The sequence below is a fragment of the Lentzea sp. genome, assembly GCF_036380075.1.
Lineage (GTDB): Bacteria > Actinomycetota > Actinomycetes > Mycobacteriales > Pseudonocardiaceae > Lentzea.
Genome location: NZ_DASVFL010000324.1, coordinates 1 through 21,440, shown reverse-complemented (window position 1 = coordinate 21,440; position 21,440 = coordinate 1). Strand labels below are relative to the sequence as shown.

Sequence of the window (21,440 nt, the reverse complement as noted above, 5' to 3'; positions counted from 1 at the left end):
CACGAGCCCTCTCGGAGACCACATGGATCGCGACGACGTGCCCTACCTCGACGCCACGCTGCCCACCGCGGAGCGGGTCGCCGACCTCCTCGCCCGCATGACGCTGGCCGAGAAGGTCGGGCAGATGATGCAGCTGGACTCGAGGGAGGACCTGGACGACCACGTGCTGCGCAAGCACGTCGGCTCGATCCTGCACACCTCGCCGGAACGAGTGCTTCTCGCCCAGGACCTCACCACGCGGACACGGCTGCGCGTCCCCCTGCTCATCGCCGAGGACTGCATCCACGGCCACTCGTTCTACGAGGGCGCGACGATCTTCCCGACGCAGCTGGGCATGGCCGCGTCCTGGGACCCGGAGCTCGTCGAGCAGGTCGCGCGCGTCACGGCGGTCGAGGCGGCGGCCACGGGCGTGCACTGGACGTTCTCCCCGGTCCTGTGCATCGCGCGGGACCTGCGCTGGGGCCGCGTCGACGAGACGTTCGGCGAGGACCCGGTGCTGATCGGCGAGCTCGCCGCGGCCATGGTCCGCGGCTACCAGGGCGACGGCCTCGGCGACGAGACGGCCATCCTCGCCACCGCGAAGCACTTCGCCGGGTACTCGGAGACCCAGGGCGGCCGCGACGCGAGCGAGGCGGACCTGTCGCGGCGCAAGCTGCGGTCGTGGTTCCTGCCGCCGTTCGAGCGGGTCGCCCGCGAGGGCTGCGCCACGTTCATGCTCGGCTACCAGACCACCGACGGCGTGCCGATCACCGTCAACTCGTGGCTGCTCGACGAGGTGCTGCGCGGCGAGTGGGGCTACACGGGCACGCTCATCACCGACTGGGACAACGTCGGCCGCATGGTCTGGGAGCAGAAGCTCCAGCCCGACTACGCGCACGCCGCCGCGGCCGCCGTGAAGGCCGGCAACGACATGATCATGACGACCCCGCAGTTCTTCGAGGGCGCGCTGCAGGCCGTCGAGGAGGGGCTGCTGGCCGAGTCCGACCTCGACCGCGCGGTCACCCGCATCCTGACGCTGAAGTTCGACCTCGGCCTCTTCGAGAACCCGCGCAGGCCCGACGCGGAACGCCAGCGCACGATGATCAACCACGACGACCACGTGGCGCTGAACCTGCAGGTCGCGCGCCGGTCGCTGGTGCTGCTGCGCAACGACGGCGTGCTGCCGTTCGCGCGGTCGAAGGGCAGGATCGCGGTCGTCGGCCCGCTCGCCGACGACGCCCAGACGCAGCTCGGCGACTGGGCCGGTTCGTCCGGTCAGGCCGACTGGCTGCCCACCGGCCACCCGCGCGAGATGATCACCACCGTCCTCGACGGCCTGCGCGAGCTGTCGTCGCAGGAGGTGACCTACGCCCGCGGCGCCGACATCCTCACGCTGGAGCCGGACCCCGAGGGCGACACGTTCCCCGACGGCCAGCCCCGCCCGCCCGTGGTCAAGCCGTGCGCTCCGGACGCGGACCTGATCGCCGAGGCCGTCGCCGCCGCCGAGGACGCGGACTACGTGGTGGCCGTGGTCGGCGACCAGATCGAACTGGTCGGCGAGGGCCGCTCCACCGCCACGCTCGACCTGATCGGCGGCCAGATCGCGCTGCTCGACGCGCTCGCGGAGACCGGCAAGCCGCTGGTCGTCGTGCTGCTCGCGTCGAAGCCGCTGGTCCTGCCCGCCTCCGCCCGCAACGCCGCCGCGCTGCTGTGGGCGGCGAACCCCGGCATGCAGGGCGGCCGCGCCATCGCCGAGGTGCTGCACGGGCTCGTCGAGCCCAGCGGCCGCCTGCCGATCTCGTTCGCGGCGCACGCCGGCCAGCAGCCGACGTACTACAACCAGATCCGCGGCCAGCACGGCACGCGCTACGCCGACCTGACGCAGGAGCCGGCGTTCGCGTTCGGCGAGGGCCTGTCGTACACGACCGTCGAGTACAGCGACCTGCTGGTCGAGACCGCGGTGCTGCGCCCGGACGAGACCGTCAAGGCGTGCATCTCGCTCACGAACACCGGTTCGCGGCCCTCGCGGGAGACCGTGCAGGTCTACGTCAGCGACGCCGTCACGTCCGTGAGCTGGGCGGACAAGGAGCTCAAGACGTTCACGCAGGTCGACGTGCGACCCGGCGAGACCGTGAAGGTCGACGTCGAACTGCCCGTCTCCGCCTGCACGATCGTCGACGCGGCCGGCAACCGGGTGGTGGAGCCCGGCGAGTTCGTCCTGCTCGTGGGTCCGAGCTCGAAGGACCTGCGCCGGGCCGAGTTCACCGTAAAGCCGCTGCCTTGAAGGGACCGGGCACGATCGTGAGGTAGCGGGGAGGGGTCTGCACCGCCCTCGTGATCGCCTTCTTCACCGCCGGGACCAGGTCCGCGTCGACGAGCGCGACCGCGGGCCTGCCCGGCGGGTCGGCCAGCGTGCTCGCGCCCCGCGCACCGGCGGCCAGCGCGGCGTAGACCACGGCGTTCTGCTCCGGGTCCGGCCGCTGGGCGTGGTGGTACGCCGTCAACGCCGCCCCGAGGTCCTCGGTGCGCGGGGTGTACGGCCGGTGCACCTGCGGTTCGGGACGCCGGATCCGCGTGTCGACGACGAGCAGCCGCTGACCGGGCAGGTCGGGCACTCCGGCCTGCTCCTCCTCGACCTGCTCACCCGCGAGGTCCGCCAACGCCAGCGCGACCGCCGACCGCAACGCCTCCGCGGCGGACAGGCCACTCCCCCGCGGCAGGTCGACGCTGCACATCAACGCCGCCCCGCCCGTCGCGTCGACACCCTCCGCCCACGCGGGGACGTCGCCGGACGGCAGCAGCGCGCGTTCGGTCGGCCGGTTCACCGAGATCAGTTCGAGCAGGCCGTCGTCGCGCCGGTCGCCCGCGACGATCGCACCCCACTTGGCCGGCACCTTCACCGCCCCACCGAGCAGGTTCAGCACGCCGGGCGCGTACCAGACGCCTTCGGCGGGCCTGCCGAACGCGCGCCGGAACGCGTGCGGCACCAGCCGCAGCTCCGGCGCGATCCCCGGCCGGTCCGCGATGTCGGTCACGACTGCTTCCGGGCGAGCAGGCGGTAGGCGTTGCCGTTGCCGGTGCGCTGGGCCAGGAACCGGTTCACGGTCTGGTCCAGCACCAGCGCGACGAAGAACGCCGGGATGCCCAGCGACCACACCAGGAAGCTGCGGGTCCTGCGCAGCCGGACGCGTTCCGGACGCCACGGCGCGGGCGTGCGGGGCGCGATGGTGCCGAGGAACAGCAGCAGCGCGAGCGTGAAGTCGTTGCACAGGTGGGCTTCCGCGCGTTCGGTGGCCACCGTGGTCAGGCCGCGGTCGGCCAGCGCGTGCTCCAGGTTGCCGATCGGCATCATGTGCTGGTGCTGCGGCTGGAACCACGGCATCCAGTACTGGCCGAAGAGCGTGCCCAGGCGCCACTCCGGGTCCGGCAGCTCGATCAGCAGGTAGCCGCCCTCGGGCAGCACGTCCGCCGCGATGTCGAGCTCCTCCCACGGGTCCCGCACGTGCTCCAGGTAGTGGTGCATGCTGATCACGTCGTACCGGCCCTTGAGCTCGCCCGCGAAGTCCTTGAAGCTGCCGCGGTAGGACCGCTCGATCCGGCCGAGCCGCGCCGCGTCCTCGATCGCCGCGCCCTGGTCGAGCCCGTCGAACGTCGTCTCCGGCAGGACCTCCTTGGCCCCCAGGCAGAAGTGCGCGTGCCCGGAGCCGACGTCCAGCCACCGCGCGGGCTTCGTGAACGGCTCGACCATCCGCGCCCGGCCGTAGTAGGGCTCGGTCTTGCCAGAGAACACCGCCTCCGCCGACGTCTCGCCGAGGCCGTCGTAGAAGTCGCGGTAGTAGAAGCCGAGCCCCTCCTCGGACAGCCGCGGGTTCTGCCAGACGTGTCCACATCGGACGCACCGGTCCATCGTGAACGTGCCGGGCTTGCGCTGCACCAGGTCGTGCGCGGTCACCCAGAGCCGGAGGTCCTGGCTGCCGCAGGACGGGCAGGTGTCGCGGCGCGACTCGTGGAAGTTCCGGTCGCGGTTCTCCTCGTACCACGGCGCTGCCTGGTCGAGGTGCTGCGCCTGGCGCTTCTCGGCCGTGGACCTCTTGCCCCCGGCCGTCTTGAACCACAGGTAGGGCGTGCGCACGAACCGCGGCACCCACAGGTCACGCGGCCGCAGCGGCGTGCCCGCGAAGACCAGGAGCGGGTGCGCCCAGTACGCGGCGAGCGCGCCGAGTCCCCACCGCCAGTCCACGGCCAGGGCGGCCGCGACGGTCGCGTACCCGATGACCGAGCCGGCGATCCACAGCGACGGCCGCTTTCCCAGCTGCCGCAACGTGGCCGCGCGGTAGCCGAGGTCGTACGGCCCGGCCGTGAGGCCCGGTGCGACCGCGATGTCGACCCGGGCCCGCACGTGGTCCTTGACCCGCCGGACGAACGCCACGAACTCGGTCGGGTCGTCGGCGTTGAACTCCTCGGCGTACTCGTCGCGCACGAGCACGGCCTGCGAGGCGCTGATGCCGCGCGCCCACCGGTCGTCGCGGTACCTCCCGGGGTCGAACGCCCCGAGCAGGTCGAGCGCGGCGACCGTCGGGAGGTCGCGCGGCACGAGGTCGACGAGGTCCGCGTCGGTCTCCCACGACCCCTCGGGATGCACGCCCGTGGCGTTGAGGAGCTTGTGCTCGCTCACCCCCGGAGCGAGCACGCGCAGCTTGGACGCGCGGGAACGCAGGCGCAGCACGTCCAGCAGGACGACGAGCACCACGATCACGGCGAGGATCACCCGGCCACCACCTTCTCCAGTCGGTCGGCTGCGGCTGTCGCGCCGCCCGCCGCCGAGAACGAGTCCCGCACCACTCCGGCGGCGGCCGCGTACTCCGGCTCGTCCAGCACGGATCGCACTGCACTGCGAACATCCATCGCCCGCGCCCGCGAGTAGGTCAGCCGCACACCGGCGCCGGCCGCGACGACCTGGGCCGCGACGGTCGGCTGGTCATCCCTGATCGGCGCCACGACCAGCGGCAACCCGTGGGCGAGCGCCTCGCAGACCGTGTTGTGGCCGCCGTGCGTGACGACCGCGTCGAGGTGCGGCAGCAACGCGAGCTGCGGCACGGCTTCCCGCACCAGCACGTTCGGCGGTGCCGGCCGGGGCGGCGCCACCACGACCACCTGCACGTCGAGTCCGGTGACCGCGTCGAGCACCTGCCCGAAGAACCGCTCCCCGGCCGGGCCGTTGAGCGTGCCCAGCGAGACGAGCACCCGCCGCTGCCCGGTCAGCCTCTCCCACGGGAAGTCCACGCGTTCCACGCGGTGGCTCAGCGCGGGCCCGACGAACGCCACCTCGTCGCCGAACTCCTGGCGCACCAGCGCCTTCGAGCTGTAGACCAGCACCAGCCGGTCGGAGAACCGGACGTCGCCGCCCGCGAAGTCGTGCAGGAGATCGCGCACCCAGGCGTCGACCTTCGGCATCGTCCTCAGTGGATTGACGAGCTCGGCGGACGTGCTGGCCGAGGTCACCCACGGCAGTCCTGCCTCGCGTGCCACCACCGGTCCCGCCAGCGCCTGCTGGTCGGCCACGACCACGTCCGGAGCGAACAGCCGCACGGCCTCCGAGACCCCCGGCAGCATCGAGTGCCCGAGCGGGACCAGGAACTCCTCCCAGAAGAACTTCAGCACCGCCATCCCCCGCAACGCGAGCCACCGCTCCCGCTTCGCGCGGATGTCCGCCTCCAGGACGTCGTCGATCGCCGGGAAGACGACGGCGCCGTCCGGCAGGAGCGGCCGGAGCGTGCCGGGGTGGCCGACCCACGCGACGTCGTGCCCGCGCGCCAGCAGCTCACCGCCGACGGAGGCGGTCGGGTTGACGTGGCCGGTCAGCGGCGGCACCACGAACAGGAACCGGCTCATGACGGCAGCCAGTCGAACAGCACGTCGAGCAGCTCGGCCGTGGCTTCCCGCAGGACCGTGTGCCCGAGGCCGTTCACGACGTGCAGCCGGCACGACGGGATGCGTTCCCGCAGCTCCGCCGCCGCGCCGATCAGCTCGGACTCGCTGCCGTAGACGCCGAGCACCGGGCACCGGACCCGGGTGAGGTCGAGCTTCGCGCCGGAACCGAGGTCGTCGATCAGCGTGGTGCCGTTGAGCAACGCGTTCGCGTTCACCGCGAGCTTGGCGATCTTGCGCTGACCGAGGGCCATCAGCTGGTCCTGCGTGCGGTCGAACTCCAGGCCCAGCGCCGCGACCGTCAGCGTGTTGGTGATGTCCTCGAACCACGCGTCGCCGACGACTCCCCCGACGGCCGACTCGACGAGCACGACGCCGCCGACCCGTTCGGGGGCCCGCACGGCCGCGTGCATCGCGACGACACCGCCGTAGCTGTTGCCCAGCAGGAAGACCGGCTCGGTCACGCCGATGCCGTCCAGCACGGCGACCAGGTCCTCGGCGCTCTCCTCCGGCGTGTAGCCGGTGGGCGGCCGTTCGGACAGGCCGTGGCCGCGCAGGTCGAACAGCACCGTGCCGAACCCGGCCTGGGCCAGCGGCGCGGCGAGCGTGTAGTAGAAGCTCGACAGGTTGTCCATCACCAGGCCGTGCACGAAGACCACGGCCGGCGCGTCCGGCTTGTCGATCGGCGGCCCGAGCCGCTGCACGTGGAACCGCAGCCCTCGGGCGTGGACCTCAGACACGGGCCGTGATGTGGTCGACGAGCCTGCCCACGGACATCGCCATGATCTCGTCGATGTCCATGTCCGCGAGGAAGGCCACGAGGTCGACGCCGTAGTGCGCGTTGAGCTTGTCCGCCAGCGCGACGAACTCGATCGACTCCAGGCCCAGGTCGTCGCTGAACGTGGTGTCGCGGGTGATCTCCACGCCCAGCAGGAAGTCCGGCCCGACCACCTCGGTGACCATCTTCGCCACCTGCTGCAGCACCTCGTCCATCAGCTCTCCGTTCGCACGCGGGCTGCGGCTCCGCCTCGTTCCGACACGACTTCGACCCGCGGCACCGCGAAGGCGCCGCGCACCCTCCCGCCGGCGTCCACGGTCAGCTCCACCGGGTAGACCGGTCCCGCCCCGCGGTCCCACAGCCACGACCGCACGGCGTCCTTCACCGCGATCACGCGCAGCAGCCAGTCCCGTTGCGACGGCACGTCCAGCCCGGCGTAGTGCTCGCGCTCGGCGGAGCCCAGGTACCGGCGCATGATCAGGTCGCGGGTGGCGCTGTCGGACCAGTTCTCCCCGACGCGCAGCCATCCGCCGTCGCGCACGGACAGCATCTCGGTGCCGGGCTTGAGCTTGACCTGCCAGATCCGGTCGTCGGTGGTGAACCGGCGAGTGGTCCAGCCGGTGATCCGGCACCACGGCACGCCGTCCGCGGTCAGTTCGGCGTCGGCGACCATCTCCTGGGCGGTCACCGCGCGGATCCAGGCCGTGCAGCGGACTTCTCCGGTGGGCGCGGGTCCGTGGAACGCCACCCGCTCGATGCCGGTCGGCAGCACGGTCTGGTCCTCGGTGCGGCTGACCTGCATCCAGTGGCCGATCAGCTGCCCGGCGCTGTCCAGCAACGCGCCCGGCGCGGGCAACGGCGTCAGCACGCCCGCGATCCCGTCGTCCGCCAGGCAGTCGATCTTCGTGACGCCCGCGAACGCCGGTCCGTGGAACATCCAGTTGTCCGTGTACAGCTCTTCGGCCGACACCGGTGGTGTGCGGACGCCCTGGAGCTCCTTGCCGGCCGGGTGAAGCGTTTGCGGCGTCATCAGCACGACGCCCTCGGCGTAGTCGCCGACCTTGACGACCACGTCGTGGCCCTGCCTGCGGGCGGAGATCGTCGCGGTGGTCGCGGGCAGCGCGGTGAGCCAGCGCTTGGCCCTGACCCGCGCGAAGCCGTGGACCGTGCCGCCGGTGAGCCGGCGGGCGGCGTCGGCGAAGACCTCCAGCAGGCCGGTGGCGGGGACGATCGGGAAGCCGTCCGCCAGGTCGGGCCAGCCGGGCGGTTGCGGGAACACCGAGTGGTCGACGAGCTCGGGCATGGTGCGCAACGAGAACTCGCGGGTGAACTCGACGTCCTCAGCCTTCCGCACGCCTCCGCCCAGCCTCGCGGCCCCCACCACTTCGCGCGCCACGGCGTTCGTGTGGGCCAGCAGCCGGTTCACCGCCGCCGACATCGGCCCGTTGTCCTCCGGCGCGAGCACCGGCGCCACGTCGAGCGGCTCCACCGTGACCTTCGGAGTGCCCAGCCGGAGCTTGACGCGGTGGGCCGTGCCGCGCTTGAGCCCGAACGCCCACAACGCCTCCGGCGCGATGTCCGAGCCGACGGCGAGGTGCGGCCGGCCGGACAGCGTGTCGCCGACGAAGCCGGGCAGGCTGCCCCGTCCGATCTGGACGAACGCGCGGAAACCCTCGCGGTGCAGGCGTTCCAGCAGCGGCCGGAACCGCACCGGCTCGACCAGGTGCCGCAGCACCAGGTCGCGGACCTCGGCGGCGGCCATGGGTTCGAGGGAGTTGGCCGACCAGACCGGAACCGCCGAGGTGCGGACGGGCAGCTGGTCGAGCATCTCCCTGGCCCTGCCCAGGTACGGGGCGAGCGCCGGGGTGTGGAAGCCGGTGCGGAACGGCATGAGCTGCGCCATGACGCCGTGGGCCTTGAGCTTGCCGACGACCTCTTCGAGCCGGTCGAGCGGACCGCAGATCACCGACTGGTGCGGGCAGTTGTCGTGGCTGACCGTCACGCCGTCGACGAGGTGCTCCGCGGCCTTGTCGGCCGAGCACCCCAGTGCGGCGTAGGCGATGTCGACGACCGCGACCGCGCCGGGACCGAGTGCGGCGACGAACTCGTCGATCGTCGGGTAGATGCCGCCGACGACCATGGCGGTCCACTCGCCCATGCTGTGCCCGGCGAGCGCGCCGGGGGTGATGCCGAGCGCCATCAGCTCGCGGGCCTCGCGGCGGCCGTCCTGCAGCAGCGCGACGGCGTGGTCGACGACCTCGCCGGTGAACTCGCGCTCGAAGCCGGGGAACAGGAACGCGACCTGGTCCGTGCCGGTCAGCAGCGGTTCCGGGGAGAACCAGATGTCGTGGCGGCCGGGCCACGCCCTGCCCTGGGCGAGCACGCGTTCGGCGAGTTCGAGCTTGCGGTCGTCGGGGTCGCCGATGGCGAGGCGGAACGCGCGGTCGGCGGTCGAGGTCCGTCGTTCCTTGAGCGCCAGAGCCAGTTCCTCGGCGGTGTCGGCGGCGAACGCCAGGACCGGCTTGCGCGGCGGGGCGACCGTGTGGCCGTCGAGGACGGCGTGGGCGTTGATCCCGCCGAACCCGAAGGCGTTCACGACGGCGCGGTGCGGGCCGGACCACTCCCGGGCGGTCGTCACCGGCGTGAACCTGGTGCCGTCCAGGGCCGGGTGCGGGTTCTCGACGTGCAGGGTCGGCGGCAGGGTGGTGTGGTGCAACGCCAGCGCGGCCTTGATCAGCCCGGCCATGCCGGCGGCGGGCATCGCGTGGCCGATCATCGACTTGACCGTGCCGATGCCGATCTCGTCGCCGTCCCGGCCGAACGCGGCGATCATCGTCTGCAGCTCGGCGGCGTCCCCGGCGGGCGTCGCGGTGCCGTGCGCCTCGATCAGGCCGGGCCCGTCGGTGCGGGGGTCGAGGTCCGCGCTCGCCCATGCTCGGTGCACGGCAAGGAGCTGGCCCTCGGGGTTCGGCGTCATCATGCTCGTCGCACGGCCGTCGCTCGCGGTGCCGATGCCGCGGATGACGGCGTAGACGCGTTCGTCGCCGACGTCTTCCAGCCGCTTCAGCACGACCATGCCGACGCCCTCGGACAGCAGCGTGCCGTCCGCCGCCGCGTCGAACGGGCGGATGCGCTCGCTCGGGCTCAACGCCCGCAGCTGCGTGAAGACGCTCCACAACGTCGGGTGGTGGCACACGTGGACGGCTCCGGCGAGCATGGCGTCCGCGCGGCCCTCCTGGAGCTCGCGGACGGCGTGCTCGACGGCGACCAGTCCGGACGCGCAGGCCGCGTCCACCGTGTACGCGGTGCCCCTGAGGTCGAACCGGTTGGCGATCCGCGACGCGGCCAGGTTCGGCACGAGCCCGATCGACGACTCCGGCTGCTCCGGCCCGAGCTTCTCCCGGATCGCCTGCCGGACGCCGTCCAGCTCGGACCCGCCGAGGGCCGGGAACAGGTCGCGCACCACGGACACGACCTCGTCCGCGAGCCGCACCCGTTGATCCAGCCGCGCGCACCCCGGCGTGAGGTAGCCGCCGCGTCCGACGACGACGCCGACGCGGTCGCGGGACGGCAGAACGGCTTCGCCGCCGGCGTCCGCGATGGCCTCCGCCGCCGTGGCGAGGGCGAGCAGCTGGTCGGGTTCCGCGCCGTCCACCGTGGACGGCATGATGCCGAACCGGGTCGGGTCGAACTCGGCGAGGTCGTCGACGAACCCGCCGCGGCCGCAGTAGAACCGGTCGCCGGTGGTGCTGCCGGGGTCGTAGTAGGTCGCCGGGTCCCAGCGGCCGGGCGGGACCTGCCCGATGGCGTCGACACCGCCCGCGATGTTGCGCCAGAACGTCGTGGCGTCGGGGGCACCGGGGAAGACGGCGCCGATCCCGACGATCGCTACGCCTCCCATCGGTAGACCACCTGCACGTCCTCACCGGCGGCGATCTCGGCCAGCAGCGCGTCCACGCCCTGGCCGGGCTCGATCAGCGGGATGCCGCGCCGCGCGTACTCGTCGGCGAGCCCGGCGGCCATGCCCGCACCGGCCCAGGGGCCCCAGTCGACGGCGACGACCCGCCGGTGCGCGCCCCAGAACCGCGCCATCCGGTCGAGCGCGTCGTTGGCGGCCGAGTAGTCGGCCTGACCGCGGTTGCCGAACACCCCGCTGACGCTGCCGAACAGCACCAGGAAACCGTCGGTGAAGGCCTTGGCGCCGTTGACCTTCGTCGCCCACACCCGGTCGAACGACTCCTGCGTCTTGGCCTCGATCAGCTTGTCGTCCAGCACACCCGCGCCGTGGACGACGCCGTCGATGCGCCCGAACCGCGCCCTGACGTCGCCGAGGACCCGCGAGACCGCTTCGGCGTCCGTGACGTCGCACTCGTGGTAGCGGACGCTCGACGCCGTGGCGCGCAGGCGTTCCAGGGTCTGCCGGACCTCGCGCTCGGCCAGGACCTTGCGCGCCTTCGCCGGTACGTTCTCCTTCTCCCCCAGCTCGAACAGCGCCTTGACCAGCTCGGGTTCGGTCGTCGCGTGGCCGATCCGGTGGTCCTCGGGAGCGATCGGGGTGCGGCCGATCAGCTCGACGTGGCAGCCGGTGCGTTCGGCGAGCGCGGTCGCCGCGAGGGCCGTGATGCCGCGCGCGCCGCCGGTCAGCAGCACGACGCTGTCGGGGTCGAGACCGAGAGGCTTGGCTTCGAGTTCCTGCGGGATCGCCTCGATGACCTGGCGCCTGCCCGCGAGGTACCCGACGACGGCCGGTCCGGGACCGATCTCGGCGAGCAACGCGGTGGCGATGTCGCGGTGGCTTTCCTTGGTGTTGACGTCGACCGCGCGCACCACGAGGTCCGGGTACTCGAGCGCCGCCGTGCGGACCAGGCCGTGCAGGCCGATGTCCGCGGGCAGCTCGTCGGGCTGGTGGTCGAACCCGAACGTGCCGCCGCCCGTCGTGACGACGACGAGCGCGACGCCGTTGGTGACGCACGCCTTGACCTCGCTGAACGCCTCCGGCAGCCGCGCCTGGAGCCGGACCACGACGTCGACGCCGGTCAGGTCCGCCGGAAAGGCGGGCTCGATGCGCGGGCGGGCGGTGTGGCGTTCGAGCAGGTCGGCCAGCTCCAGCCCGATGCCGTTGTCGTCGACGATCAGCACGGTCCTGCCGGTGAGGTCGACGGGAGGGGCGGGGTCGGCGGGGACGACCCGCGGGACGAGCCGGACCAGCCGGCCGCCCGTCGGTGCCTCCAGGGCCGGGGGTGCGGCAGCGACCGCGGGGGCCTCCCCGAACCAGCCGACGATCCCGTCGATCGTCTTGAGCTGCGCCAGCTCGTCCACCGAGCCCGACGCGCCCAGCTCGGCCACCAGCTCGCCGACGATCTCCGCGCGCTTGATGGAGTCGATCGACAGGTCCGCTTCCAGGTCCAGGCCCGGCAGCAACATCTCGGCCGGGTAGCCGGTGCGCGTGCTGATGGTCCGGAGGACGACCGCCCGCACGTCCCTGCCCGGCGTGCTCACCGGTGCGGCCGCGCCGAACCAGCCGACGATGCCCTCGATCGTCTTGAGCTGCGCCAGCTCGTCCACCGACCCGGACGCGCCCAGCTCGGCCACCAGCTCACCCACGATCTCGGTGCGCTTGATCGAGTCGATCGACAGGTCCGCTTCCAGGTCCAGGCCCGGCTGGAGCATCTCGGCCGGGTAACCGGTGCGGGCGCTGATCGTCCGCAGCACCACCGCCCCGACGTCCTCCTGCGGCGTGGCCGCCGGAACGACGACCACGGCGGTCTGCTCGATCACGGCGGGAGGCGCCGGAACGGGCGCGGGCGCGGAGCCGAGGTAGCTCAGCAGCACGTCCCGCTGGGCGCTGACCGCGTCCCGCATCCCGTCCAGGAACTTCTCGACGATCTCGTCGCGACCCGGCCCGGAACCCGCGCGCAGGGTCGGGAACTCGGTCGCGGGCCTGAGCCCGCCGGGCAGTGCGTCGCCGTTCGCGTCGCGCACGAGACCTCCATCCACGTACCAGCGCGGTCGCGCGGGCACGGCCGTCGCCGGGTCGGCCCTGTCCTCGAACAGCGGTGCGGTGTCCACCTCGACGCCGGCGGCCGCGAGCTCCGCCAGCGTGCGCAGGAACGTCACGTGGTCGTCGCAGCGCAACGCCCGGTGCGGGCGGTCGCCGAGGGTCTTGCCGACCAGCGACGTCAGCACGCCGCCCGGTCCCGCCTCGACGAAGATCCGCGCGCCCGCCGCGTACATCGACTCGACCTGGTCCACGAACCGCACGCGTCCGGCGAGCTGCGCGGACAGGCCGGCGCGCACGTCCTCGTGCGGCGCGGCCGACACGTTCGACCACACCGGGAAAGCCGGTTCCCCGAACGGAACCGCCGCCAGCCGGGCGGCGAACCGGTCGCGGGCACCGGCCATCAGCGGGCTGTGGAACGCGGCGGCGACCGGGATGTCCTTCACCGACAGGCCGGCGGCCCGGAGCACCTCGACGGCCCGCGGCACGGCCGCGGAGGGACCGGAGATCACGACCTGCTCGGGCGCGTTGTGGTTGGCCACCACGACGTCCGCGGGCAGCAGGGCCTCGACGACGTCCAGCGGCGCCGAGACGGCCGCCATCGTGCCGGGGTCGTCGCCGACGGCGTCGAGCATCGCCTCAGCCCGCGCGGCGCTCAGCTCCAGCAGCTCGGCGGGCCCGAAGACACCGGCCGCCGACAACGCGACCAGCTCGCCGTAGCTGTGCCCACCGGCCAGGTCCGGCCGCACGCCGACGGAGCCGAGCAGCGCGGTGACCACCAGCCCGGCGATGCCGAGCGCCGGCTGGGCGTTGCGGGTGTCGGTGATCTCCGCGCGCTGCCGGGCCACGTCGTCGGCCGTCAGCGCGGCCGGCGGGTACAGGACGCGCTCGTACCGCGCGTCCACGAAGTCCTGCAGCCGCGGGAAAGCCGTGACCAGGTCGAGCAGCATGCCCGGCCGCTGGCTGCCCTGGCCGGGGTAGAGGAACGCGACCTTCGGCCGTTCCCCGCCGCGCAACCGCACGACGTCCGAAGCGCGCCACGCCTGGACGTCCGCCAGCGCCGCCCGCAGGTCGTCGTGCGAGCTGACCACGAACGCCGCCTGGACGTCCCCGGAGCCGCACGCCGCCGCCAGCGACCGCAACGGCACGCGAGGATCCGCCAGCTCCAGCAACCGGGCCGCTTCCTTCTTGGCCGCGGCCTGGTCGGCGCCGCGGATCAGGAACAGCTCGGCAGGCCAGGCGGTCAGTCCGTGACGCGGCTCGTCCGCGCCGGTGTAGCCGGAGATCACGGTGTGGAAGTTCGTGCCGCCGAACCCGAACGCGCTCACGCCGGCGACGCGGTTCCTGCTCGCCCACGTGCGGTGGCCGAACGAGAACGGGCTGGTCCGCGCGTCCCAGAAGGCGTTGGGCTCCTTGACGTGCAGCGTGCCGGGCCGGACACCCGTGTGGACGGCCAGCGCCGCCTTGATCACGCCCGCGAGACCGGCCGCGCACTTGGTGTGGCCGATCTGCGACTTGACCGAGCCGATCGTGCACGTGCCGGGGTCGACGCCGGAGAACATCTCGGTCAGCGACGCGAGCTCGGTCCGGTCGCCCACCACGGTTCCCGTGCCGTGCGCCTCGACCAGCCCGACGTCCGAGACGTCCAGTCCCGCCGACGCGTAGGCCCGGCGCAGCGCCCGTTGCTGCCCTTCCGGCCGGGGTGCCGTGAGGCCGCGGGACCGGCCGTCGCTCGACGCGCCGATGCCCTTGACCACCGCGTACACCCGGTCGCCGTCGCGTTCGGCGTCCGCGAGCCGCTTGAGCACGACGGCCGCGACGCCTTCGCCGAGGGCAATGCCGTCCGCCGAGGAGTCGAACGTGGCGCAACGTCCCTTGGCGGACAACGCCTTCACCGACGCGAACATCTGGTAGTCGTGCGCGCTGTTGTGCAGGTCGACCGCGCCGCACAGGACCATGTCGCTGGTGCCGCCGACGAGCTCCTTGCACGCCACGTCGAGCGCGGCGAGGCTGGACGCGCAGGCGGCGTCGACGGTGTAGTTGGCGCCGCCGAGGTCGAGCCGGTTCGCGACGCGGCCCGCGATCACGTTGCCGAGCACGCCGGGGAACGAGTCCTCGGTCAGCTTCGGCAGGTGGTCGTCCAGGCCCCGGACTCCCAGTGCGGGCAACGCGGTCCGCACGGTGTAGGCGTTGGCGAGGTCGGCGCCGGCCTCGGCGCCGAAGATCACCGACGTGCGTTCGCGGTCGAACACGCGCGTCCGGTACCCGGCGTCGTCGAGAGCGCGGGCGGACACCTCCAGCGCCAGCAGCTGCGCGGGTTCGATCGAGGTCAGCGACGCGGGCGGGATGCCGTAGGCGAGCGGGTCGAACTCCGTGCGCGGCAGGAACCCTCCCCAGCGGAACGGGCTGCCGTAGCGCTCGGGCGACCAGCGGTCCGGCGGGACCTCGGTGATGGAGTCGGTGCCCGCCAGCACGTTCGCCCAGAACTCGGCGACGTCCCGCGCACCGGGCATGATCGCCGCCATGCCGATGATGGCGACGTCCAGCGGCGCCGCGGCACCGGCCTCCGCGTCGGTCTCGGGCAGCACGCCGGAGACGATGTCCTCGTGCAGCCGGGCGATCGTGGTCCGTTCGGAGCGCAGCGTCGCGACCTGGCCGATCATGAACATGCCCTCGCGGCGCTGTTCGTCCTCGTCGACCTCCCTGAGCAGGCCCTCGTCGCGCACGAGTCCGCGGCTCGCGAGCCGGAGGCGGCCCAGGTTGAGCTGTTCGAGCCGTTCCCAGCTCTCCTGCTTCGGCAGACCGGCCAGCTCGGCGCGGGCCTGTTCGAAGGTGTCCACGTAGGACGTCCGCGCGCACCGGACGGCGTGGCCGGGCGAGGTCTCCAGCAGCGCGGTGTCCTCGCACTCCAGCGCGACCCGCTGGAACATCGGCTGGATCGCGCCGTGCGCGACGGCTTCCTCGGTGAACAGGTAGGCGGTGCCGACCAGCACGCCGACGGCCGCACCCCGCGCCGCGATCGGCGCGGTCATCGCGGAGATCATCGCGGCCGAGCGGGCGTCGTGGATGCCGCCGGCGAACAGCACGGCGACGTCGGCGAGGTCCTTCCCACGTCCACGCAGGACGTCGATCTGCTGCTGCCACAACGTGAAGCTGGTGCGGGGGCCGGTGTGCCCGCCGCACTCCGAGCCCTCGAAGACGAACTTGCGCGCGCCCTCGTCGAGGAACCGGCTCAGCAACGCGGGCGACGGGACGTGCAGGAACGCCTCGATCCCGGCGTCCTCCAGCTCGCGCGCCTGCGCGGGCGTTCCTCCCGCGACGATCGCGTACCCCGGCCGCACCTCCAGCACGGCCGCCAGCTGCCGCGCCCGCAGCTCCGGCGGCGCGAAGCCGAGCAGACCCACACCCCAGGGCCGGTCACCGAGCTTCGCGGCGGTCTCGCCGAGCAGCTCCCGGACGGCGTCGCCCTCCATCAGCGCGAGCGCGAGGAACGGCAGCGCGCCCCCCTCGGCGACGGCGGCGGCGAACGCCGGCTGGTCGCTGACCCGCGTCATCGGGCCCTGCGCGATCGGGTAGCGCAGGCCGGGGACGGCATCGCAGAACGGCCCGCCGGCGCGGATCGGCCGGTGCTCACCCGCCAGGGTGAGATTGTCCTGAATGCCGCGCTGAATCGCGCCGACGACACCGCCGACGGTGCCGAACGAGCTACGGTTCAATTCGCCGAACGAACCTTCCTGACCAATTTCCAGCGCGTTCTGCCGAAGATGAACTCGCACTCCGTCCTTCACGACGGTGTCGGCCCCGTCCATCATCCGGACCGCGTTGACAAATTCGGCGGAAATATGTTTTCGCGCTTCGGCGACGAGTGCGAGCTGTCCTTCCAGCACCACTCCGCGCGCACCGCCGGCGACGGCCGCGGCAGCCGTGTCGGGGCCGATCGACCCGGCCGCCCAGACCGGCAGCCCGGTCAGCGCGAGCACCTGCTGGAGCAACACGAACGCGGGTGACCCACCCACCCGGCCGCCGGACTCGGCACCCTTCGCGATCACCCCGGCCGCGCCCCACTCGATCGCCGCAACGGCCTCCGCCACCGAGGTGACGATCGCGAGAACACGGCGTTCGCCCAGCTCAGCGGGATCGGGACGATAGCGTTCGAGATCGACGACGACCGTGTCGACGCTCTGCGGCAGCGGCGCCGCCACCGGCCCGTGCAGCCGCACCCCGAACGCACCGGGGTGCCGCGCGGCGACGCGGGCGAGGTCGGCGGCGGCGTTCGGCCCGAGGTCGAGCACACCGAGTGCGCCCGCTCGCTCGGCCGCGACCACGAGGGCAGGGTTGGGGGTGCTGAAGGGACTCAGGCACAGCACCCGTTCTCGATCCGACGGCATGTCCACTGCGCTCACTTCCTCACCCTGCAGGGGTGGGGAGAAAGGAATTCAGCTCGGGTTACTACTGGCCGGTACGGTTAGTGCTTGGTCACCGTACGCACAGATCGGAGGTGCCGTCGAGAGGGGTAGTGAAACTTTCTCATCTACGTAACCTGACGAATGGCCCCAGATGGCGGGGAGCATTACGCCGGTTCGCGGATGGCGCCCTGTGCTATGGGTTCAGGGTGCTGTGGCCTCAGACGATCACCTCCGCCACGTCGGCGCGGAGCGAGAGCGCCCGCCCGGCGAGATCACCGGGCACCTCGGCGTGGTCGCGGTTGATGCGCACGAGCCGCGCCCCGGGCAGTGCGCGCACCACCTGCTCGACCGGCCGGCGGATCACCGCGGGCGTGCTCCACCCGGCGCCGATCTCGATCACCAGCACGTCGTCCGCGAGCCAGTCGCGCAGCCTCCGCCCGGCCGGCCGGTAGTGGTCCGGCACGTACTCGGGTCCCTTGTGCACGTTGAGGAAGACCGGCCCGCCGCAGCGCGGGCACGACGGCACCGCCGAGGTCTCCCCCGTCGAGGCGTCGCAGCCGGCGAGCGCGGCCTCGACGATCGGCCGGCTCGGCCACGTCTCCCGCGTGCACGGCGTCTCGCACTGGTACCGGCCGTAGTCGCCCTGCGGCGTCCACACGCGGTCCTCCGCGAACCCGTTGCGGGCGAACAGACCATCCACATTGGACGTCAGGACGAAGTGGTCCCGCGCCCCGACCAGCTCCCGCAGCCGCGCGTAGACCGGGTTGGGCTCCTCGCCGAACCGGATGTCGCCGACGTGCACGCCCCAGTAACCCCACAGCAACGCCGGCGGCAGCGGCAGTCCGATGAGCTGGTACCTCGCCCGCAGCCCCCTGCGGTGCAGGGCGGGGAACAGCTCCGCGAACCGCCGGGTGTCCGAGTAGTCGTACCCGGCGGCCGCGGACAGCCCCGCGCCCGCCGCGACCAGCACCCGGTCCGCCTCGTCCAGCCAGCGTTCCAGCGTCACAGCAACTCCCGGTACGAAGCGAGGTCGTCGGCGGTGAAGGCCACGAACACCACCCGGTCGAGCCGGCCGGGCCGCGCGGCCAGCCACTCCCGGACGGTGGTGACGGCGATCCGCGCCGCCGGCCCCTTCGGGAACCCGAAGACACCCGTGCTGATGCCGCAGAACGCCACCGAGCGGATCCGCGGCTCCCCGGCGGCCAGGTCCAGGCACGCCCGGTACGAGCGGGCCAGCGCGGCCTCGTGCTCCTCGGCGAGCCGCCCGCGCACGATCGGGCCGACCGTGTGCAGCACGAACGGCGCGGGCAGGTGGTAGCCGGGGGTCAGCGTCGCCGTGCCGGTGGGTTCCGGTGTTCCCCGCGCCGACATGATCCGGTGGCACTCCTCCCGCAGCCGCGGCCCGGCGGCGGCGTGGATCGCGTTGTCGACGCAGTCGTGCAGCGGCTGGAAACACCCCAGCAGGGCGTCATTGGCGGCGTTGACGATCGCGTCGGCCGCCAGCCGCGTGATGTCCCCGCGCCACAGCGAGACGGGCGCGGGCAGCGTGGAGACGTCGGTGACCGGCCGTTGCCGCCGCTCGCCGCCCAGCAGCGCGTCCAGCACCGCGAGGAGCTCCGGGTCCAGCGGCGCGGGCGCGCGGACGGTCAGCACCGCGTGCAGCGCCCGTCGCCGTGCGGCGGCGTCCCCCGGAACGGAGAACGCCGGCGCCCACGGGTCGTCGCCGAGCATCCGCAGGGCGCGGGTGGCCAGCTCGTCGAGGTCCTCGGCGGGAGCGGGCGGGAACGGTCCGGTCGGCACGGCTCAGAACACCCCGTTGGCGTGCGGCAGGTCCGCGGGGATCGGCGCGATGACGTCCCAGTGCTCGACGATCCTGCCGCCGTCCACGCGGAACAGGTCCCAGTACGCCACCGGCTCGCCGAACTCGCCTTCCGACTGCAGCAGCACGAGGTCGCCCTCGGCCACCGCGTTGTGGACGGTCTTGTAGACGAGGTTCTTGCCCTCCGACGCCCACCGGGCGGCCGCGGCGCCGAACCCGTCCAGGCCGTCGGCGGCCTCCGGGTTGTGCTGGAGGTAGGTCTCGGTGGAGATGTAGTCGGTCAGGACCGAGTAGTCGGCGTCCTGGAGGATCCGCTGCGCGAACTCCAGCACCAGCGCGCGGCTCTGCTCGGTGTCGGCGTCGGACGGCTTGTCCTGCCCGTCCGTCTGGGACCGTCCGCTCGCGGTCCGCTCGACCACGGGCGTGAGCGCGTCCCAGTGCTCGGCGAGCTTGCCGTCCCGCACCCGGAAGAGGTCGAACGCGACCAGCGGCTGCGGCCCGAAGCCGTGGTAGACGCCGTGCAACGCGACGAGATCGCCGTCCGCGACGACCCGGGCCGGTTCGTAGCGGAAGCCCTCCGGCAGGGTCGAGACGAGGCCGCGCAGCGCCTCGGGTCCGTCGGCGGCGAGCGAGCTGTGCTGGCGGTAGTCCGGCGCGACCCAGCGGTCCACAGCGGACGGGTCCCGGTCGCCGAACAGCTCACCGGTGGCCTTGAGGACGAGTTCCTTGTTGTTCATGGGTACAACGATGTCCCGCCGCGGCCCCGGGAACGAGGTAGGATCACGCCTTACCATGGTCAGAAGTGGACAGGTCGCGCAGTTCGGGTTCAGCAACCCCGATCGCGGCAAGCTGGGTCTCGAGGTGCTCGACCTCGCCGCACTCCGCCGCAGGCTCACCGCGGACACGCTGGCGAAGGTCCACCGGACCGACTTCCACCAGCTGTTCCTGGTCACGTCCGGCACGGCGGAGGTCATGGTCGATTTCGTGGACCACCTCTGCGGGCCGGGCACGCTGCTGCACGTCAGTCCCGGCCGGGTGCTCCGCCTCCCGGCCGGTGACGCGGAGGCGTTCCTGGTGCTGTTCACCCCGGCGTTCCCGAACCAGCCGCTCGACCCGTTCGGCCCGGTCCGCCACGCCGTGCCGGAGGCCGACCGGGCGGTCTTCGCCCGCGCCGTGCAGGAGCTGCGGCACGAGTACCGCCGCAACCTGCTGACGAACGAGCCGGTGGACCTGCTCCGGCAGCTGCTGGGCGCCCTGCTGCTGCGCGTCGCCCGGCTGCCCGGTGACGCTCCCGCGCCCGCCGACGAGCGGTTCCACCGCTTCCAGCGCGAGCTGGAACGCGCCTTCGCCAGGTCGCGCAACGCCGCCGAGTACGCGGCGGCGATCGGCTACTCGCTGCGCAGCCTCAACCGCATCTGCCTCGCCGCGACCGGGCGGACGGCGAAGGCGCTGATCGACGCCCGCGTGGCGCTGGAGGCGAAACGGCTGCTCGTGCACACCGACCTGTCGTCGGCGGCGATCGGGCACCGGCTGGGGTTCAGCGAGGCCACCAACTTCACGAAGTTCTTCCTCCGCGAGACGGGCACGTCACCCGGCGCGTTCCGCCAGTAGCTGGTCGAGGACGTGCCGGGCGATGCCGGCGAGGAACGGGTTGGTGTCGCGGTAGTACGGCAGCGCGACCACCGCCATCTCCAGCGCCCACCCCCGTGCCCGCGTCCAGGCGGCGTCGTCGAACTCGCGCAGCTCGCGCCGGAACAGCGCCCTGCCCCGCGCGTCCAGGAACAGCCACGCCGTCATCAGGTCCCCGGCCGGGTCCCCGACGCCCGCGGAACCCCAGTCGACCACACCGGTCAGTTCGCCGCCGGTGAACAGCAGGTTGCCCCGGTGCAGGTCGGCGTGCAGCCACCGGCCGGGCCCGTCCCAGCGCGGTGCGTCGAGCACCTCCCGCCACAGGGCGAGCAACCGCGGGTTGTCGCCGAGCTCGGCGATGCAGGAACGGACCCGCTCGTCGCTGTTCGAGTGGTCCCGCCGCCCGCGGTAGGTGGTCCACTCGCGACCGCCGGTGTCGATGCCCTGCAACGCCTGGAGGAACTCCGCGAGGCGTTGGGGCGTGTCGGAGGCGACTTCGCCGATGGCCGAGATGCCGCCGGGCAGCCAGCGCACGACCGTCCACCGGTACGGGTAGTCCTCGGTGGGCTCCCCCAGCTCCAGCGGTTCCGGCACGGCGACCGGGAGGTGCGGGGCGAGCCGCGGCACGATGCCGAAGTCCCGTTCGGCCTCGTCCTTCGCCCACCCGATGCGCGGCAGCCGCACCGCCAGCTCGTCGCCGAGGCGGTAGAGCGCGTTGTTGGTGCCGCCGTGGTGCACCCGCGTGACGGGAAGTCCCCGCCAGCGCGGGAACTGCGAGCGGATCAGGGAGTCCACGAGGGACACGTCCGTCTCGATCTCGCCCTCGTGCATCCGCCGCTCCCCCGCCGCCCCGGTGTCGACGCATGCAACACCGGGGCCGCGGCGGGCGGCAACTCCTTTTCG

General features: G+C 72.9%; 13 protein-coding genes. 2 read left to right on the top strand and 11 right to left on the bottom strand.

Annotated features, from left to right (window positions below; all coding sequences use genetic code 11):
* Positions 1 to 22 precede the first annotated feature (22 nt).
* A complete protein-coding gene (locus VF330_RS34260) occupies positions 23 to 2,263 on the top strand; it encodes a glycoside hydrolase family 3 N-terminal domain-containing protein (protein WP_330855872.1) in 2,241 nt (746 codons plus the stop codon).
* Here VF330_RS34260 and VF330_RS34255 read toward each other — a convergent pair.
* The 10 genes from VF330_RS34255 to VF330_RS34210 form a co-directional block, all read right to left on the bottom strand.
* Positions 2,241 to 3,014, bottom strand: coding sequence for a hypothetical protein (locus tag VF330_RS34255; RefSeq protein ID WP_330855871.1), 774 nt, complete (start codon positions 3,012 to 3,014; stop codon positions 2,241 to 2,243). The genes VF330_RS34260 and VF330_RS34255 overlap by 23 nt on opposite strands.
* Positions 3,011 to 4,747: a class I SAM-dependent methyltransferase gene (locus tag VF330_RS34250; RefSeq protein ID WP_330855870.1), complete on the bottom strand. Its 1,737-nt coding sequence runs from the start codon at positions 4,745 to 4,747 to the stop codon at positions 3,011 to 3,013. The genes VF330_RS34255 and VF330_RS34250 overlap by 4 nt, the downstream gene beginning before the upstream one ends.
* Positions 4,744 to 5,871, bottom strand: coding sequence for a glycosyltransferase (locus VF330_RS34245; protein ID WP_330855869.1), 1,128 nt, complete (start codon positions 5,869 to 5,871; stop codon positions 4,744 to 4,746). The genes VF330_RS34250 and VF330_RS34245 overlap by 4 nt, the downstream gene beginning before the upstream one ends.
* Positions 5,868 to 6,647: an alpha/beta hydrolase gene (locus tag VF330_RS34240; RefSeq protein WP_330855868.1), complete on the bottom strand. Its 780-nt coding sequence runs from the start codon at positions 6,645 to 6,647 to the stop codon at positions 5,868 to 5,870. The genes VF330_RS34245 and VF330_RS34240 overlap by 4 nt, the downstream gene beginning before the upstream one ends.
* Positions 6,640 to 6,900 carry an acyl carrier protein gene (locus tag VF330_RS34235; RefSeq protein ID WP_330855867.1) on the bottom strand — a complete coding sequence of 87 codons (261 nt, stop codon included), beginning with the start codon at positions 6,898 to 6,900 and terminating at the stop codon, positions 6,640 to 6,642. The genes VF330_RS34240 and VF330_RS34235 overlap by 8 nt, the downstream gene beginning before the upstream one ends.
* Entirely contained in the window at positions 6,900 to 10,586 is a 3,687-nt protein-coding gene (locus tag VF330_RS34230) for a beta-ketoacyl synthase N-terminal-like domain-containing protein (RefSeq protein ID WP_330855866.1), read from the bottom strand. The genes VF330_RS34235 and VF330_RS34230 overlap by 1 nt, the downstream gene beginning before the upstream one ends.
* The gene (locus VF330_RS34225; protein WP_330855865.1) at positions 10,574 to 17,086 is read right to left on the bottom strand and encodes an SDR family NAD(P)-dependent oxidoreductase; all 6,513 of its coding nucleotides are present in this window, start codon (positions 17,084 to 17,086) and stop codon (positions 10,574 to 10,576) included. Before VF330_RS34225 ends, VF330_RS34230 begins: the two co-directional genes overlap by 13 nt.
* Positions 17,087 to 17,306: 220 nt before the next feature.
* On the bottom strand, positions 17,307 to 18,095 hold the full coding sequence (locus VF330_RS34220) for a hypothetical protein (protein WP_330855864.1): 789 nt from the start codon (positions 18,093 to 18,095) through the stop codon (positions 17,307 to 17,309).
* The gene (locus tag VF330_RS34215; RefSeq protein WP_330855863.1) at positions 18,092 to 18,889 is read right to left on the bottom strand and encodes a protein-ADP-ribose hydrolase; all 798 of its coding nucleotides are present in this window, start codon (positions 18,887 to 18,889) and stop codon (positions 18,092 to 18,094) included. The genes VF330_RS34220 and VF330_RS34215 overlap by 4 nt, the downstream gene beginning before the upstream one ends.
* A gap of 3 nt (positions 18,890 to 18,892) precedes the next feature.
* Entirely contained in the window at positions 18,893 to 19,645 is a 753-nt protein-coding gene (locus VF330_RS34210; protein ID WP_330855862.1) for a nuclear transport factor 2 family protein, read from the bottom strand.
* A gap of 55 nt (positions 19,646 to 19,700) precedes the next feature.
* Here VF330_RS34210 and VF330_RS34205 point away from each other — a divergent pair, with 55 nt between their 5' ends.
* Positions 19,701 to 20,519 carry a helix-turn-helix transcriptional regulator gene (locus VF330_RS34205; protein ID WP_330855861.1) on the top strand — a complete coding sequence of 273 codons (819 nt, stop codon included), beginning with the start codon at positions 19,701 to 19,703 and terminating at the stop codon, positions 20,517 to 20,519.
* Here VF330_RS34205 and VF330_RS34200 read toward each other — a convergent pair.
* A partial coding sequence (locus VF330_RS34200; RefSeq protein WP_330855860.1) for an aminoglycoside phosphotransferase family protein occupies positions 20,496 to 21,440 on the bottom strand: 945 nt, incomplete at its 5' end. The two genes, VF330_RS34205 and VF330_RS34200, sit on opposite strands and share 24 nt — an antisense overlap.

Excerpts from the sequence above, each read along its gene's own strand:
- VF330_RS34260 (WP_330855872.1), top strand. The coding sequence starts at position 23 with ATGGATCGCGACGACGTGCCCTACCTCGACGCCACGCTGCCCACCGCG.
- VF330_RS34205 (WP_330855861.1), top strand. The coding sequence starts at position 19,701 with ATGGTCAGAAGTGGACAGGTCGCGCAGTTCGGGTTCAGCAACCCCGAT.
- VF330_RS34230 (WP_330855866.1), bottom strand. The coding sequence starts at position 10,586 with ATGGGAGGCGTAGCGATCGTCGGGATCGGCGCCGTCTTCCCCGGTGCC.
- VF330_RS34235 (WP_330855867.1), bottom strand. The coding sequence starts at position 6,900 with ATGGACGAGGTGCTGCAGCAGGTGGCGAAGATGGTCACCGAGGTGGTC.
- VF330_RS34245 (WP_330855869.1), bottom strand. The coding sequence starts at position 5,871 with ATGAGCCGGTTCCTGTTCGTGGTGCCGCCGCTGACCGGCCACGTCAAC.
- VF330_RS34210 (WP_330855862.1), bottom strand. The coding sequence starts at position 19,645 with ATGAACAACAAGGAACTCGTCCTCAAGGCCACCGGTGAGCTGTTCGGC.